Origin of the sequence: Maribacter sp. R86514 (assembly GCF_044597005.1) — a bacterium.
Lineage (GTDB): Bacteria > Bacteroidota > Bacteroidia > Flavobacteriales > Flavobacteriaceae > Maribacter.
This window is the reverse complement of sequence record NZ_CP138999.1, coordinates 3,738,794-3,754,323: the sequence shown is the minus strand read 5'-3', so window position 1 is coordinate 3,754,323 and position 15,530 is coordinate 3,738,794. Positions and strand designations below refer to the sequence as shown.

Here is a 15,530-nt window from a genome sequence, read left to right as displayed (position 1 = left end):
TAGTTATATGAAACATATTACGAACAACTATAGTATTCTATTTAAAACCAACTGTACATCTATAAGAAGAATACTAAAAACCCCCATAACTATGATAAGTTTTAGAATGTTGTGCAGCCAAACATAGTCTTTACGGGCATTTGCTCTAAAAAGTAACACGATGAACAAAATCATTAAGAGCACGCATAATATGAAGTAAAAGTTCATATACCCTACATCAAACTGAAAAATCATTAGTAAAGATGGTACCAAGGTCAAAAAAATTAAAAAAGAAATCAACAATTTTGAAGTTCTAGCACCGTAAATAATCGGAATGGTTCTATAATTCTGAGCTAAGTCTCCTGATATATTTTCCAAGTCTTTCACCATTTCACGAGCAAGTATCAACAAAAAGAGAAATACGGCATGTACAAAAATGACAGGCTGAATATTCTTGTAATAAACGAACACCACGAAAAAGGGAATAATTGCCAATGTAGCCGAAATAAAATTACCTAAAAACGGAATTCGCTTTAGCTTATGGGAATAGATCCAAATACCAAATATGTAAGATGAAAAAAAGAATACCGCTTTGAACGAAACATAGCTAGCGACTACTACTGCCAAAAAATTCAATACAAAATAGGTGGTCAACTTAAACCGCTGGCTTACCAAACGATCTAACATGCTTTTTCGTGGTTTGTTAATTAGGTCTTTCTCTGCGTCGTAAAAATTGTTAATGATATAACCACCGGCAATGACTAAAGCAGATGCCAATACAATTACAAAAAGATTGATATCAAAAACTACTTTACGAACAGGAAGTTCTGGAGCAAGTATATAAATAGACGCTAAATATTGAGCCAAAGCTATAACTAGAATGTTATACCCTCTAACCACTGAAAACAGACTCAGTACTTTTAAAAGTAAGAGTTTATTTTTTCTATTAAGCATTTATGAAAATTACCTAAAAATTATAGACTACTTCTAGTTTATAATCTTTTAACGCAGTTTTAGCTTTTTCAAAATCTTCTGTAAAACCTAAGATATACCCACCACCACCTGAGCCACAAAGCTTTAAGTAGTAATCATTGGTATCAATTCCGTTTTTCCACAAGGCATGGAACTTTGCAGGAATCATCGGCTTGAAGTTATCTAAAACAACATGGGAAAGTTGCTTTAAATTACCGAATAGGGATTGAATATTGCCATTCACGAAATCTTCTACACAGGCATCTGTATGTTTAATGAACTGATTCTTTAACATACTTCTAAAACCGTCATTTTTCATTTGTTCCATGAAAATCTGAACCATTGGTGCAGTTTCACCAATAATTCCGCTATCTAATAAAAATACCGCTCCCTTACCTTCTGCATTTTGAGAAGGAATACTTGTAGATTGGATATTGTCTTTAGAATTTATAAGAATTGGAAGGCTTAAATAGCTATTTAAAGGGTCAAGACCAGAAGATTTACCATGAAAAAACGATTCCATTTTACCGAATATCGTTTTAAGTTTCAATAATTTTTCTCTAGTTAAATTCTCAAGAACCGTTATTTTATCTTGCGCATATTTATCATATATTGCTGCCACCAAAGCACCACTACTACCCACTCCATAGCCTTGCGGTATGGAACTGTCAAAATACATACCTTCTGCAACGTCTGCTTTTAAAAGGTCCAAATCAAAAGAAACCAAATCTGGTTCTTTTTCTGTAAGTTCCTTTAAGTACACAGCAAAAGATGCTAAGCTTTCATTAGATTTGTTTGCCTCTTTTGACATGTTGGCATCAGATTTCAAAGCTCCCTTATAAAAATTATAGGGTATTGATAATCCTTTGGAATCTTTAATGATACCATACTCTCCGAAGAGAAGAATTTTTGAATAAAAAAGCGGTCCTTTCATTTTTTAAAAACTAAGCTGACATTGAAACTTATATAAATATAGTCAAAGATTCATAAAAAGTTGAACGTTTTACCCTAAAGAGTTAAACAAATTAGATAAATCATTCTTTTATAAACGTTTCTTCCAAAGAAATAGTACTTAAATTACCTACAATTTCTTGGCTCCTAAACCAATTTGATCGCAAATATACTGCCCATTTTGACAATAAGGTACTAACTTCTCTTTTATAAACGGAAAAACGATATCTTTTTCATTTTCAGGATATAAGACATGAACATTGGCTCCTGCATCTAACGTAAAGCAAACATGCGTTTTTGATGCCTCCCTAAATTTCCAAATCTCATTGATTATAGAAAGTGTGTTTGGTTTCATCAATATAAAATAAGGATTGCTTGTCATCATCATGGCGTGTAATGTAAGTGCTTCACTTTCCACAATATTTATAAATGAATCTAGGTCTCCTTCTGATAAAATGGACTTTAACTTCTCTAAATTTTTATGTGCTTGGCCAAACCTTTGACTAGCGAACGGGTGCCCGTGCATTAACTCATGACCCACCGTACTGCTGACCTGTTTTTCGCCTTTATCTACCAATAAAATAGTGTCATGAAAATTATTAAATACCTCATGTACTGCGTATGGATATTTTATACCGAATAAGTTCGAGCTTCCTTCAATTGAAGATGTTTCTCCCCATTGTACCAAAGGTCCTTCTATACTGCGACATGCACTACCAGAACCTAATCTTGCTAAAAATGAAACTTTTTGGTTAAAATGTTCTTCTGAAAGCGTCTTTAGAAACGTTCTTTCCATCTCCATAAAACATAAAGCCAAAGCAGACATACCACTAGCTGACGATGCAATACCACTGCTATGCGGAAAAGAATTTGATGTATTGATTACGAAGTGATAGTCTTTTAAAAATGGCAGATAGACCTCTATTCTCTTTAGAAATGTATTTATTTTTGGTTTAAACTCTTCTTTTGCCTCTCCCTCAAAAAAAAGATCGAACGAAAACTCTTCGCTTTTTTCAGACTTCTTTTTATACTCAACGCTGGTTTTTGTAACACATGCCGCTAAAGTAAAACTGATAGATGGGTTTGCAGGTATCTGATTCTCTCTCTTTCCCCAATACTTCACCAAGGCAATATTACTGGGCGAAGCATACGAAACAATGCCTTCTTCTTTCAATGTTGTATACGGTACTGGAATAAAATCTTTTTCTGACATTGAATTTTCAATTTGTGCAAATATAGTTTTTAGGGCAATCAATTAAAATAAATCCTTATTTTAGAGCTAAACACCAACCAATTGAAAAGAAAATTAACGTACGTCTTTATTGGTATTATCGTATGCTCTACCATAGGGTTTCTAAGTAGTGTGGTTACACAAAGCTCTGTAAACGATTGGTATATGACACTGAACAAGCCAAGTTTTAATCCGCCAAATTGGGTTTTTGCTCCTGTTTGGAGCGTTCTTTATGTAATGATGGGTGTTTCTGTAGGTTGGGTCTGGGCAAAAGGATTTCATCATAAGTGGGTAAAAACAGGATTGTACCATTTTGGTTTTCAACTACTTTTAAATGGATTATGGAGCATTGTCTTTTTTGGACTTAAACAACCTTTCTATGCATTACTTATTATAATTGCTCTTTTGATAGTGCTTTTACTAACCTTTAAATGGTTTAGAGTGGTAAGTAAAATTGGTGCATACTTGTTAATTCCATATATATTATGGGTCTGTTTTGCTACAGCTTTGAACTTCAAAATTTGGCAACTGAATTAACTAGCCAATTCTAACAATTTATTCATTGTTCTATAATTTCGGGTCGTTGCCATTACATTCAACTTTCTCTCAATTAAGTTATTGTTCAATTTTGCTTTGCCATATCCGGCATTGCACTTTAAATATATACAACCGTCAGCAATTGAAAACTCTTCATTTGCAAAAGCTTCCGTTTTAAACTTAATCAATGTTTCAATGCTTGGAGAACTACCTATAAGAACAAAATACAACTGCTTTTTGATGCTATCATCATCAGATGCGAACGGATTATCATTTAAAATAGCAGACACCTGATCAGTGGTTCTTATTAGTACAGGCACCTCAAAACCAAATCTATTCAAAATAGCTTCTGCAAGTAACCCTTCTAATTCTGATGTAGAATCAACTACGCTTTTAAAAATGATATTACCACTTTGAATATATGTCTGTACATCTTTTAGCTCTATACTTTCACATAATTCTCGAAGTTCAGCCATAGGAACTTTATTCTTTCCAGCTACATTTATACCTCTTAAGAATGCAATGTATGTTACCACTATTCTTGACTATTTGCATTTAAACCTTCCACTACTCCATTGGCAGCAATAAAACCACCCGTCCAAGCATTTTGAAAGTTAAATCCGCCAGTAATGGCATCTATATTTATAATTTCTCCTGCAAAATATAGATTTGGCAGAATTTTACTTTCGTAAGTTTTAAAATTGATTTCTTTTAAATCCACACCACCGGCCGTAACAAACTCTTCTTTAAAAGTACTTTTTCCATTTACCTGAAAAATACCTGCAGTCAGTTGTTCTGATAATGAAGTTAATTGCTGTTTTGATACTTCTGGCCATGTTGTTGTATCATCTATACCAGCTGCTTTTACCAAGTTTGCCCATAAACGTTTGGGAATATCCAACACCTTGGTTCTTAGAACCGTTTTCTTTTCCACTTGTTTTACCTTAAGAAACAGTTCCAATAATCCATTTTGATGATAATCCGGCACCCAATTCACTTGAATTTTGAATTGATAATTATACTGCTCTAAAATTCTTGCTCCCCATGCTGAAAGCTTTAAAATTGCTGGTCCGCTCATTCCCCAATGCGTGACCAACAAAGGTCCCTCAGAAAATAAGCTCGATACATCTATTTTTGCTTTTACCGACTTTTTACCAAAATTCTTTTTCGGTATTACCTTTACCTCTGCATGTGTAGCTACACCTGGTATAGCCGAAATTCGTTCATCTTTTATATTGAAAGTGAATAGTGATGGGACCGGCGATACAATTTTATGTCCTAGCCCTTCAATATACTTCCACATTTTAGGATTGCTTCCCGTAGCCAGAATAAGCTTTTTGCAGTACATAAAACCATCGCCAATGGCTACTTTCCATTTTTTACCTACTTCTTCATCTATTTGCTCTATTCCGGTCACGGAGCAAAGGGTTTTTACCTGAACACCTAATCTATCCGCCTCTGAAATAAAACAGTCTATTATTGTCTGTGATGAATTACTGACAGGAAACATTCTACCATCGTCTTCAATTTTTAAAGCAACACCACGTTCTTCAAAGAAACCGACGGTATCACCACTTGCATAGGTATGAAATGGACCTAAAAGTTCTTTCTCACCTCTAGGATAGTTTTTGCTTAAATCTGCAGGGTTAAACTCTGCATGGGTAACATTACAGCGACCACCACCAGATATTTTCACCTTAGTGAGTACATCTTTACCACGCTCTAAAATCGCGATTTTTGTATTTGGTCTTTTTTCGGCAATATGTATTGCAGTATAGAAACCTGCCGCACCACCGCCAATTACCAGAACATCGTACATTATTTTACACGTTCAGGAAAGTTTGTAATAATACCATCTACCGAGATACGCTTCATAGCTTCAATATCCGCTGGTTCGTTTACAGTCCAAGTATAAATTTTAAATCCGGCTTCTTTAATTTCGTTGGCCGTCTCTAAATCTAGGTTTTTAAAATACGGATTAATTGCTACGGCATTCAATTCTTTAGCGACAGGTATGGCATCAACAGGGTCTTCTTCTGTCAATACCGCAATAGCAACGTTTGGGTTATACTTACGCATTTCTTTTAGTTCATTCCAATTAAAACTTGAGATGATAAAATTATCTGCAGACCAATTTCTATTCTCTATATAAGAATTCATGATATGATTGACCCTATCTGCAGTACCCGCACCTTTCAATTCTATATTCAAAGCAACCTTATTATCAATTAGCTTCAATACATCTTGAAGCATTGGTATTTTATGCCCGCCGTCTACAATAACCTTGCGTAAATCAAATATGTAATAATCTTCGATATTACCAGGTGCATTGGTTAATCTATCTAGTTTATCATCATGAAAAACTACAATCTCGCCACTTTTTATTTTAAAAACATCGATTTCTATCATATCTACACCTAGATCCATTGCTTTTTGAATAGATGGCAAAGTGTTTTCTGTTTCGTGCCCCATGGCTCCTCTATGACCAATTACTAGGGGTTCTTTTTTCATATGACAAGATGCTAAAGTGAGACAAATAAGGGATAAGAATATTTTGTTAAGCATGATCTATTGATTTACCTCAAAAATAAAGGATTCCAAGGGATTTAAGTTAATTGAAATATGACCTTCTCCATTTTCTATTCGCAACGTATTATCATGCCCGTATAAAGCATCATTCAATGAATAACTACCCTCTTTCAATTTCCATAAATTTATTAAATCTACCGGTATTTTTAAATCGAACGAAAAATGGTCATTTACATCAAAGTTAGCAACTATAATCAGTTTTTGATTCTCAGACCAACGCACATAAGACAATACCCTATGATTATAATTTTCGGTAATTTCCTTATTGTAAAAATGAATCTCTCTGTAGGCTCCCATTAAAGCTTCACTGCCAATGGTAAAATTCAACAGTCTTTTATAGAAATCTCTCAATGATGCTTCTTTAGGTGTAGATTGACCGCCGTCGAACTTTTTGTTGTTTACCCACCTTTGATGGTGAGGAACACCTATGTAATCAAATATGGAGGTTCTTGACGGACTCCCAAATCCTGCATGTTCTGCAGCTGGCTCACCAACTTCTTGCCCAAAATATATCATTGTTGGTGACGTACTGATCGTTGCAGAAACGACCATTGCAGGCCTACCGATTTCAGCATTGCCTACAAACTCTGGACTTGCAATACGCTGCTCATCATGATTCTCTAAAAAGTGAAGCATGTTATGCTCAATATCTTTTAAACCGTTTTGTACAACCGGTAGGTGATCAGACCACCCATATCCTTTCATAATATGTTTTAGTCCATCATAAAAATCTACCTTATCATATAAATAATCCATCTTACCTTTATGGATATAGGTTCTATATAAATCTGGATTATACACCTCTGCCATTATAAAGGCATCAGGATTATTCATTTTAATAGATGAATTCATATAGCTCCAGAATTCTACGGGAACCATTTCTGCCATATCATATCTAAAACCATCAACACCCATTGCCAACCAATATAGGGCTACATCCCTAAACTTGCGCCAAGAACTAGGTACTACTCGCTTTTTCCAATAATTAAAATGCTCTTCGTGATCTTTCTCACCGAAATCATTAGGTAGCATATCAAAATCCAACCTACCATCTGGCCTTACTCCGTAATTTATTCTAACGGTCTCATACCAATCATTCATATCCGGTTGTGGACTACGTGAACCATTACCCGTCCATTTAGCAGGTACCTCCTTTAATTTAGAAAAGGAAAATTCTGGAACATCACCACCTAACGGAACATAACCATCTCGCCATTCGGGAGTTTTAAATTCCGTTCCGGGGATGTAATAAAAGTTATTATCCTTTTGATATTCTACGGATGTATCATCGCCAAATCCGAAATCAGAAACACCTTTAGGGTTTGTCTTTCCTTCATACTTTCTAGCTACATGATTAGGTACAATATCTATGATTACCTTCATACCCGCTTTATGTGTACGATCAATAAGCGATTTGAACTCCTTTAACCTTTTTGAAGGATCTTTAGCCAAATCAGGGTTAACATTGTAATAATCTTTAACCGCATAAGGCGATCCCGCCCTACCTTTAACCACGTCTGGATTATCATTTGAAATTCCGATTTCGGTATAGTCATTGATCACTGCATGATGCGGAATACCCGTATACCAAATATGGGTAACACCTAAGTCTTTAATTTCTGCTAGCGCCTTTTTATTAAAATCGGCAAATTTACCTACGCCATTCTCTTCAATAGTGCCCCAAGGTTTATTAGTAGTATTGGTATTACCGAATAATCTGGTAAATACATGGTAAATAACAATTTTACTATTCATGGGGCAATTTAATTTTAACTTTAAAGTACTAAACTAAAGACTTATTATACAGTAGTCAATTTATTAGGGTGCAAGATTACCTTCTCGCCATTAACTCTTATAGAAACCTCTTCAGTGCCTGTTAGGTGAAAAGAAGTGTTTTTTGCAGTAACATCGACTTTTATTATTCTATTTCTAAAATTAACCTTAAAAGAATATGCCTCCCATTGATCTGGTATTTGTGGCATAAACGATAATTTGTCATTGACAACGCGCATACCGCCAAAACCTTCAACTATACTCATCCAAGTACCGGCCATAGATGTAATATGTAAACCTTCTTCTACCTCTTTATTATAGTCATCTAAATCTAACCTAGATGTTCTTAAATAGAAATTATAAGCTTGTTCCATTCTCCCCAACTTGGCAGCCTGTATACTATGCACGCAAGGAGACAATGAAGATTCATGAACAGTAAACGGCTCATAAAAATCGAAATGCTTTTCTAAATCTTCCGTAGAGAAATCTTCCTCAAAAAAGTAAAATCCCTGCAGCACATCTGCTTGCTTTATATATGGTGATCTTAAAATTCTATCCCAACTCCATTTTTGATTAATTGGTCTATCTGACTTTGGTAATTCATCAACCCGTACCAAATCTTTGTCCAAGAAACCGTCTTGTTGTAAGAATACGCCGTGCTCCTTTGAATACGGAAAGTACATTTTACTAGCTACTTTCTTCCATTTTTCGCATTCCCTATCCGTAAGTTGTGTTTTACCAATTATTCTATGGTAATCATCTGGATAGCCACTTTTAACCTTATCTAATTGTGTAAGCGTATAATTGATACACCATTTTGCTAAATAGTTGGTATACCAGTTATTATTTACATTATTCTCATATTCATTAGGTCCTGTAACACCTAACATCACATATTTATTCTTATCCTTGGATAAGTTTACGCGTTGGTGCCAGAATCTAGAAATAGCGATTAACACTTCTAGCCCCATTTCTGGTATGTAGCTATAATCCCCCGTATATCTAAAGTAATTATGAATTGCAAAGGCGATAGCTCCGTTTCTATGAATTTCTTCAAAGGTAATCTCCCACTCATTATGGCATTCTTCGCCATTCATGGTTACCATTGGGTACAATGCCGCGCCATTAGAAAAGCCTAATTTCTTAGCATTCGCAATAGCTTTTTCTAAATGATTGTAACGATACTTTAATAACTTTCTAGCTACCTTATCATCTTTGGTGGCCATATAAAACGGAATACAATATGCCTCGGTATCCCAATAGGTACTACCACCGTATTTTTCGCCGGTAAACCCTTTTGGACCAATATTCAATCTAGAATCTGTACCTAAATATGTCTGGTTCAACTGAAAGATATTGAAGCGAATGCCCTGTTGCGCCTTTATATCGCCTTCAATTACAATATCACTCATATCCCAAATAGCGGCCCAAGCATCTATCTGTTTTTGCATTAAGCCACTAAAACCAATTTCAGTTACTTTACTTAAACTATTATTGGCAACCTCAACTAATTCTTCATTAGGATGATTTCTTGAAACCACGTAACCGCCAAATTTTGTTAAGGTAACAGATGTATTGGCTTTTACTTCTTGCTCAAATTTCAAAGACACAAAATGATCTGTTTTTTCTGATGGAACACCTGTTACTTCAGCACCATCATACTTCAAAGAAGCCTGCATAAACGTACAGGTCTTAAATTCTGTTTTCATGGTATGTGCTTCAATAAAAGCACGATTACCTGTAGAACTTACATTAGTCGTGTTCCAGAATTTATTGTCCCAGTTACTATCTTCATTAGTAATACCACTATCTAAATATGGTTCAAATACGACCTTGACATTAGCATTTAAAACCTTTACTTCATATGAAATAGCACCTACTTCATCAATATCCAGACTCAAAAATCGCTTTACCATTACATCGATTTCCACATTATTTGCAGATACCGCTTGAAAACTACGGGTGTATACACCCTCTTTCATATTTAACTCTCTTCTGAAATTGGATACTTTTTTACAAGTAGCTAAATCAAATTCAACATCGTTTAAATAGATTTTTATGCCGATCCAATTAGGAGCATTCAACACTTTGGCAAAGTACTCTGGATATCCATTTTTCCACCAACCTACTCGCGTTTTGTCAGGATAATAAACTCCTGCAATATAACTGCCTTGAAAAGTATTACCTGTATAGGTTTCCTCAAAATTTGCACGTTGCCCCATGGCCCCATTACCAATACTAAAAATACTTTCTGAAGATTTTACGTTTTCTTGATCGAAACCTTCTTCTATAATGCTCCAATTATCTGGTTTTATGTAATCTTGATTCATGAAATTTATGTTGAATTGAAATTTGAAACAATGAAATTAAAATACAGCTATCTTAATTTATTGATTTTATTATTTTTTGATCAATGACCCTAAAAAATCATCGCTCATTTCTGTAAAGTCGTTAAAATTATGATTGGCCTCGCTCAATATATGCGCATCACCAATACCTATACTTACCATGCTCGCCGCATTTGCTGCTTGAATACCTGCAACGGCATCTTCAAAAACAACACATGAACTTGCCTCAACCCCTAAATTATTAGCGGCTATTAAGAATACCTCTGGATCTGGTTTTGCTTTTGTGACGTTATTACCATCAACAATACTATCAAAATATGGTAATAAATCGACCTTCTCTAAAATAGGTCTTGCGTTTTTACTTGCAGAACCTAATGCAATGGGAATATTCTTGCTCTTTAAAAATTTTAAAACCCTGGTTACATCTGGCAAAATTTCACTAGCATCCATCTTTTCTATATATGCAAGATAATCTACGTTCTTTTCTACCATCCAGGTATCGAATTGTTCTTGGGTAGCCTCTACACTACCAATATCCAAAAGAATCTCTAAGCACCGTTTTCTACTAACCCCCTTAAATAATTCATTTTGTTCTTTTGTAAATTCAAAGCCCAATTCGTTGGCTAGTTTACGCCAAGCTAAATAATGGTACTTTGCCGTATCTACGATGACACCATCCAAATCAAATATAAAACCTACTTTCTTCATTCTATTACTTGTATTAATTAATTGTAGAACCACGTTTAACCAATGTGGCATTAATAACTTCTGTTTTAAAAGGAGCTTCTTCCATTTCTAAAGATTCCATTCTATCTATTAAAAACTTGGCTGCCTTTGCACCCATTATTTCACCATGTTGAGCTACTGTAGTTAGTTTTGGAGAAGAGTATTTTGATAAAATACCATCAGTAAACCCTATTATTGAAATATCATTGGGAATATGATATCCTAGTTGCTGAATGATACTCATACACTGAACCGCAAAAATTTCGTTGACACATAGTACTGCATCAACTTTATTATTGCTAAAAAATGTTGTAATATGCTCTGTATGGTCTAGACCATGAGGCAAGGTCAGTATTAAGCTCTCATCAACCAAAACACCTTTATCTTTCAAACCCTCTAAGTAGCCTTCCCTTCTACTTTCACTAACATTAAAAAACTCTTCCGTAGTAATCAGTGCAACTTTCTTAGCGCCTTTATCAATAAAATGCTCAACTGCCTGTTTCGATATCCCCTTATCATTAAGTACTACTTTATCACATGCAATTTCATCGGTAACACGATCAAATAGTACAATTGGTATACCTTGATCCAACAATTCCTTTAGATGGGTATAATCGTTCTTTTGTTGCGTTTCGGCACTTAATGAAAGTATAAAACCGTCAATACTACCATTCGCCAACATTTCCATATTGATAACCTCTTTATCAAACGATTCGTCTGAAATACAAATAATAACATTATATCCCATACTATTGGCATACTTTTCTATACCCCTAAATACCGTTGTAAAAAAATGGTGCACTATATCAGGTATTACCACACCAATGTTCTTAGTTCTTCTATTTTTAAGGCTAAGGGCTATATTATTCGGTCGGTAATTATAAAATTTGGCGAATGCCTTGATTCTGTCTTTTGTGTCTTTACTAATCTCCTTACTATTTTTTAAGGATTTAGACACAGTAGAAATCGAAACATCAAGTTCTCTTGCAATATCTTTTAAAGTGATTTTTGGCTTCAATAAAAAGAGTTTTAAAAATTAAGATAAGAACTTAAACTCTTCTAAAAGTTAAAGTTTGAAAATCTGCGGAAAAAAGTAAATATATAGAAAAAAGTATTTTTTATATATTTGTATAAAATTGAAATATTCTGAATTATGCCATTAGTTAATTAAGAATACGATAAAATAGTCCTTTATCATTCATTATTCCCGTAATAAATAAAAGTTATTAACACGAAACCGTTTTCGTAATTTTTTAACTTTACCAATACTTAAAACGACACAGCTTTTTACATATTTTTAACATTCGAAATTAAATAAACTCAACTTAAATTAACAATTTATGAAGATTACATTTCTAAAAAGTCTGTTGGTTCTAGGCGCATTTTTGTGCTTTGGATTTATACAGGCACAAGAAGTATCTGGAACTGTTTCAGATGCAAGCGGACCTTTACCCGGAGCTAGTGTTCTAGTAAAGGGAACAACAAATGGTACACAAACCGATTTTGACGGTAATTATATTTTGACCGCAGAAGAAGGTGCTGTACTTATTGTAAGTTATATTGGCTACAAGACTCAAGAAGTAGCGGTAAACGGCAGAACCTCAATTAACATTACACTTCAAGAAGATGCCCAAGCACTTGAAGAAGTTGTAATTATTGGTTACGGTACTACAACTGTTAAAGATGCAACCGGTTCTGTATCTTCTGTTACTTCAGAAGATTTCAATGGAGGTATAATTGCATCTCCAGAACAATTAATACAAGGTAAGACTGCCGGTGTACAAATTTCCCAAGCTAGTGGTGAGCCAGGTGCTGGCATAACTTTAAGAATTAGAGGTGCTGGTTCTGTTCGTGGTAACAATAGTCCATTATTCGTAATTGATGGTGTTCCTGTTTCTAACGAAAGTGTTTCTGCTTCTGGTGGAGATTTAGGTGCTGGTAGTAGTGGTGCAAAAAACCCGTTAAACTTTCTAAACCCTAACGATATAGAAAGCATGAGTGTTCTTAAAGATGCTTCTGCAACAGCTATCTATGGATCAAGAGGTGCAAATGGTGTTGTTGTAATTACAACTAAATCTGGAAAAGGCGGAGGTACTTCAGGTCAATGGGGTTTCTCTAGCAATTTAAATATCGCAACGGTAGCAAACAAATATGATCTTTTGTCTTCTGAAGAATTTGTAGAAAGAGGTGGTGCTGACCTTGGCGGTTCTACCGACTGGCAAGAGTATCTTTTTAGAACTACTGCTTCTACCGACAACAACCTTTCTTACTCACAAAATTACGGGTCAGGAAATGTTAGAGCTACTTTTGGTTATTCAAAACAATTTGGGGTAATCGAAAATACTGATTTTGAACGTATCTCAGGAAGAGTAAACTTAACACAACGTTTTTTTGACAACAAACTTACTTTGAACGCTCAAGGAACGGTATCTAGAATTAATGATAGAGCACCATTTATTAGTAGAACATCAGGAAGTACTGGTGATTTATTGGCAGCAACTTATTATTCCAATCCTACGTTAAATGCTAATCCAAACATTGGAGCCGACCCTGATAGAAACCCTGCAAATCTATTGACATATTATGACGATAATTCGGCTACTGATAGATTTCTTGGAAACGTATCCTTAAACTATTCATTTACCAACGAACTTTCTGCTAAAATCAATTTCGGTCTTGATACATCTGAATCTACAAGAGGACAAGTAGTCAGCCCTAATATACTTGGTTTCACAAACGGTGTAATTGGAAATGGACGTGCAGTTGTAAGTAATTTAGACACTGATAGTAAATTAATGGAACTTACCATCAACTATAATAAAGAATTTGAAAATTCTAAATTAGATGCTCTTGTAGGTTATTCTTTCCAAGATTTTAATAGAAGTGGTCAAAATTTATTGGGTCAAGGGTATAGTACCACTGACATGAACCAAATTGTAGCCAATACGCAACAAGCCTATGAAGACACTAAGAATTTGGCTAGTAATTACCAAGGTTACGGTATAGGTACTTTCAATGATCTACCTGGCAATGGTGATCAATTTCGAATTCTAGGGTTAACGCCAAATATTAACTCAACAACTAGTAGTACTTTGCCTAATATTCCAATCAATGCATTCTCTGTAGATACTTTTGATTTTACAGATGAATTACAGTCTTTTTTTGGTAGATTAAACTACACTCTTCATGATAAATATTTATTCACAGGTACAGTTAGAGCAGATGGTTCTTCTAAATTTGGTGATAACAATAAATATGGTATTTTCCCTTCAGCTGCTTTCGCTTGGAAGATTAACCAAGAAGATTTTATAAATGATGAGACTTTTTCAACTCTTAAATTAAGAGCGAGTTGGGGTGTTACTGGTAACCAAGACGGTCTTGGTTATGGAGCTTACTTAAATAGAACTAGGTGGGATGGCTTAGGTATAGGAAGTAATTCTCAATTATCAGCACCTGCAACAAGTGAAGTAGCATTTGCAAACCCAGATTTAAAATGGGAATCTACAACACAATATGGTCTAGGTTTTGATTTCGGTTTCAACAATGATCGTTTTACTGCTACTTTAGACCTTTATAGAAAAGAAACAAATGATATTCTTTTAAATTTACCAGCGGTACAGCCGGCAACTTCACCATTTGTTTTCCAAAATATCGATGGAACCATTATCAACCAAGGTGTTGAATTAGGGCTTGATTATGACTTATTTGCAACTGATGACTTTGTATGGAATGCTAATTTCAATATATCTTACAATCAGAATGAATTGACCAATTATGAAGGTCCAAATATTCAAGCTGGTAATTTATATGGTCAAGGTCTAACCGGTACAACGTCTCAAGTATTAACCGATGGCAAACCATTATATACTTACGAACTGCGTTTAGTTGACGAAAATTTTCAAGTTGACACTGACCCATCCATTTTAGATAAATCGGCATTACCTAAAATCGTTTCTGGTTTATCTACGAGCATGAGTTATAAAAATTGGGATGCGTCCTTATTCTTTTCAGGGCAATTCGGATTCTATGTTTACAACAATACGGCAAATGCTTTATTTGCAGCACCACAAATTGGAAGTAGAAACAATTTAAAAAGTGTTTTGGACGATAATATTACCCTATCTGCCACTAATCCAAGTACTTTCTTTTTAGAAAAAGGAGATTTTGTAAGACTTCAAACAGCTTCAATAGGTTACAATGTACCGTTAAGCGGAGAAGGTACTTTTAAAACTATGCGTTTGAGTGCGGTAGGTCAAAATTTATTTTTGTTAACAGGTTATAGTGGATTAGATCCTGAAGTTAGTACTTCTGACATACCATCTAATGGCTTCCCATCTGCTTCCATAGACTACCTATCATATCCAAGACCAGTTACTTTTAGTGTTGGATTTAATGTTACATTTTAAAAATAAAAAAAAAGGATT

The 15,530-nt window shown here is 34.7% G+C and carries 12 protein-coding genes; 2 read left to right on the top strand and 10 right to left on the bottom strand.

The genetic code is table 11. From position 1 onward, the window contains the following. Window positions 1-27: 27 nt before the first annotated feature. From SJY30_RS16425 to SJY30_RS16415, 3 genes are all read right to left on the bottom strand, one after another. Complete coding sequence (locus SJY30_RS16425; protein WP_396633207.1) at window positions 28-933, bottom strand: geranylgeranylglycerol-phosphate geranylgeranyltransferase; 906 nt, start codon at window positions 931-933, stop codon at window positions 28-30. A gap of 13 nt (window positions 934-946) precedes the next feature. Beyond that, complete coding sequence (locus tag SJY30_RS16420; RefSeq protein WP_396633206.1) at window positions 947-1,885, bottom strand: mevalonate kinase; 939 nt, start codon at window positions 1,883-1,885, stop codon at window positions 947-949. A gap of 147 nt (window positions 1,886-2,032) precedes the next feature. Next, window positions 2,033-3,115: a diphosphomevalonate/mevalonate 3,5-bisphosphate decarboxylase family protein gene (locus SJY30_RS16415; protein WP_396633205.1), complete on the bottom strand. Its 1,083-nt coding sequence runs from the start codon at window positions 3,113-3,115 to the stop codon at window positions 2,033-2,035. A gap of 81 nt (window positions 3,116-3,196) precedes the next feature. Here SJY30_RS16415 and SJY30_RS16410 point away from each other — a divergent pair, with 81 nt between their 5' ends. Next, the gene (locus SJY30_RS16410) at window positions 3,197-3,670 is read left to right on the top strand and encodes a TspO/MBR family protein (protein ID WP_036156919.1); all 474 of its coding nucleotides are present in this window, start codon (window positions 3,197-3,199) and stop codon (window positions 3,668-3,670) included. Here the strand turns inward: SJY30_RS16410 and SJY30_RS16405 are convergent. The 7 genes from SJY30_RS16405 to SJY30_RS16375 form a co-directional block, all read right to left on the bottom strand. After that, window positions 3,667-4,206, bottom strand: coding sequence for a DUF1697 domain-containing protein (locus tag SJY30_RS16405; protein ID WP_396633204.1), 540 nt, complete (start codon window positions 4,204-4,206; stop codon window positions 3,667-3,669). The genes SJY30_RS16410 and SJY30_RS16405 overlap by 4 nt on opposite strands. Beyond that, on the bottom strand, window positions 4,206-5,489 hold the full coding sequence (locus SJY30_RS16400; RefSeq protein WP_396633203.1) for an NAD(P)/FAD-dependent oxidoreductase: 1,284 nt from the start codon (window positions 5,487-5,489) through the stop codon (window positions 4,206-4,208). The genes SJY30_RS16405 and SJY30_RS16400 overlap by 1 nt, the downstream gene beginning before the upstream one ends. Then, window positions 5,489-6,181: a glycerophosphodiester phosphodiesterase gene (locus SJY30_RS16395; protein ID WP_396633202.1), complete on the bottom strand. Its 693-nt coding sequence runs from the start codon at window positions 6,179-6,181 to the stop codon at window positions 5,489-5,491. Before SJY30_RS16395 ends, SJY30_RS16400 begins: the two co-directional genes overlap by 1 nt. A gap of 57 nt (window positions 6,182-6,238) precedes the next feature. After that, complete coding sequence (locus SJY30_RS16390) at window positions 6,239-8,014, bottom strand: alpha-amylase family glycosyl hydrolase (protein WP_396633201.1); 1,776 nt, start codon at window positions 8,012-8,014, stop codon at window positions 6,239-6,241. Between the two features lie 44 nt (window positions 8,015-8,058). Continuing rightward, window positions 8,059-10,362, bottom strand: a complete 2,304-nt coding sequence (locus SJY30_RS16385) for a glycoside hydrolase family 65 protein (RefSeq protein WP_396633200.1) — start codon at window positions 10,360-10,362, stop codon at window positions 8,059-8,061. Between the two features lie 69 nt (window positions 10,363-10,431). After that, window positions 10,432-11,088: a beta-phosphoglucomutase gene (pgmB, locus tag SJY30_RS16380; RefSeq protein ID WP_396633199.1), complete on the bottom strand. Its 657-nt coding sequence runs from the start codon at window positions 11,086-11,088 to the stop codon at window positions 10,432-10,434. 13 nt (window positions 11,089-11,101) lie between these two features. Further along, the gene (locus SJY30_RS16375; protein ID WP_396633198.1) at window positions 11,102-12,124 is read right to left on the bottom strand and encodes a LacI family DNA-binding transcriptional regulator; all 1,023 of its coding nucleotides are present in this window, start codon (window positions 12,122-12,124) and stop codon (window positions 11,102-11,104) included. A gap of 322 nt (window positions 12,125-12,446) precedes the next feature. On the opposite strand from SJY30_RS16375, the gene SJY30_RS16370 reads away from it, so the two are divergent. Then, window positions 12,447-15,512: a SusC/RagA family TonB-linked outer membrane protein gene (locus tag SJY30_RS16370; protein ID WP_396633197.1), complete on the top strand. Its 3,066-nt coding sequence runs from the start codon at window positions 12,447-12,449 to the stop codon at window positions 15,510-15,512. Window positions 15,513-15,530: the final 18 nt, after the last annotated feature.

What these genes read in the sequence shown, in the direction of transcription:
- SJY30_RS16425 (WP_396633207.1), bottom strand. Translation starts at nt 933, where the DNA reads ATGCTTAATAGAAAAAATAAACTCTTACTTTTAAAAGTACTGAGTCTG.
- SJY30_RS16420 (WP_396633206.1), bottom strand. Translation starts at nt 1,885, where the DNA reads ATGAAAGGACCGCTTTTTTATTCAAAAATTCTTCTCTTCGGAGAGTAT.
- SJY30_RS16415 (WP_396633205.1), bottom strand. Translation starts at nt 3,115, where the DNA reads ATGTCAGAAAAAGATTTTATTCCAGTACCGTATACAACATTGAAAGAA.
- SJY30_RS16400 (WP_396633203.1), bottom strand. Translation starts at nt 5,489, where the DNA reads ATGTACGATGTTCTGGTAATTGGCGGTGGTGCGGCAGGTTTCTATACT.
- SJY30_RS16395 (WP_396633202.1), bottom strand. Translation starts at nt 6,181, where the DNA reads ATGAAAAAAGAACCCCTAGTAATTGGTCATAGAGGAGCCATGGGGCAC.
- SJY30_RS16390 (WP_396633201.1), bottom strand. Translation starts at nt 8,014, where the DNA reads ATGAATAGTAAAATTGTTATTTACCATGTATTTACCAGATTATTCGGT.
- SJY30_RS16385 (WP_396633200.1), bottom strand. Translation starts at nt 10,362, where the DNA reads ATGAATCAAGATTACATAAAACCAGATAATTGGAGCATTATAGAAGAA.
- pgmB (WP_396633199.1), bottom strand. Translation starts at nt 11,088, where the DNA reads ATGAAGAAAGTAGGTTTTATATTTGATTTGGATGGTGTCATCGTAGAT.
- SJY30_RS16370 (WP_396633197.1), top strand. Translation starts at nt 12,447, where the DNA reads ATGAAGATTACATTTCTAAAAAGTCTGTTGGTTCTAGGCGCATTTTTG.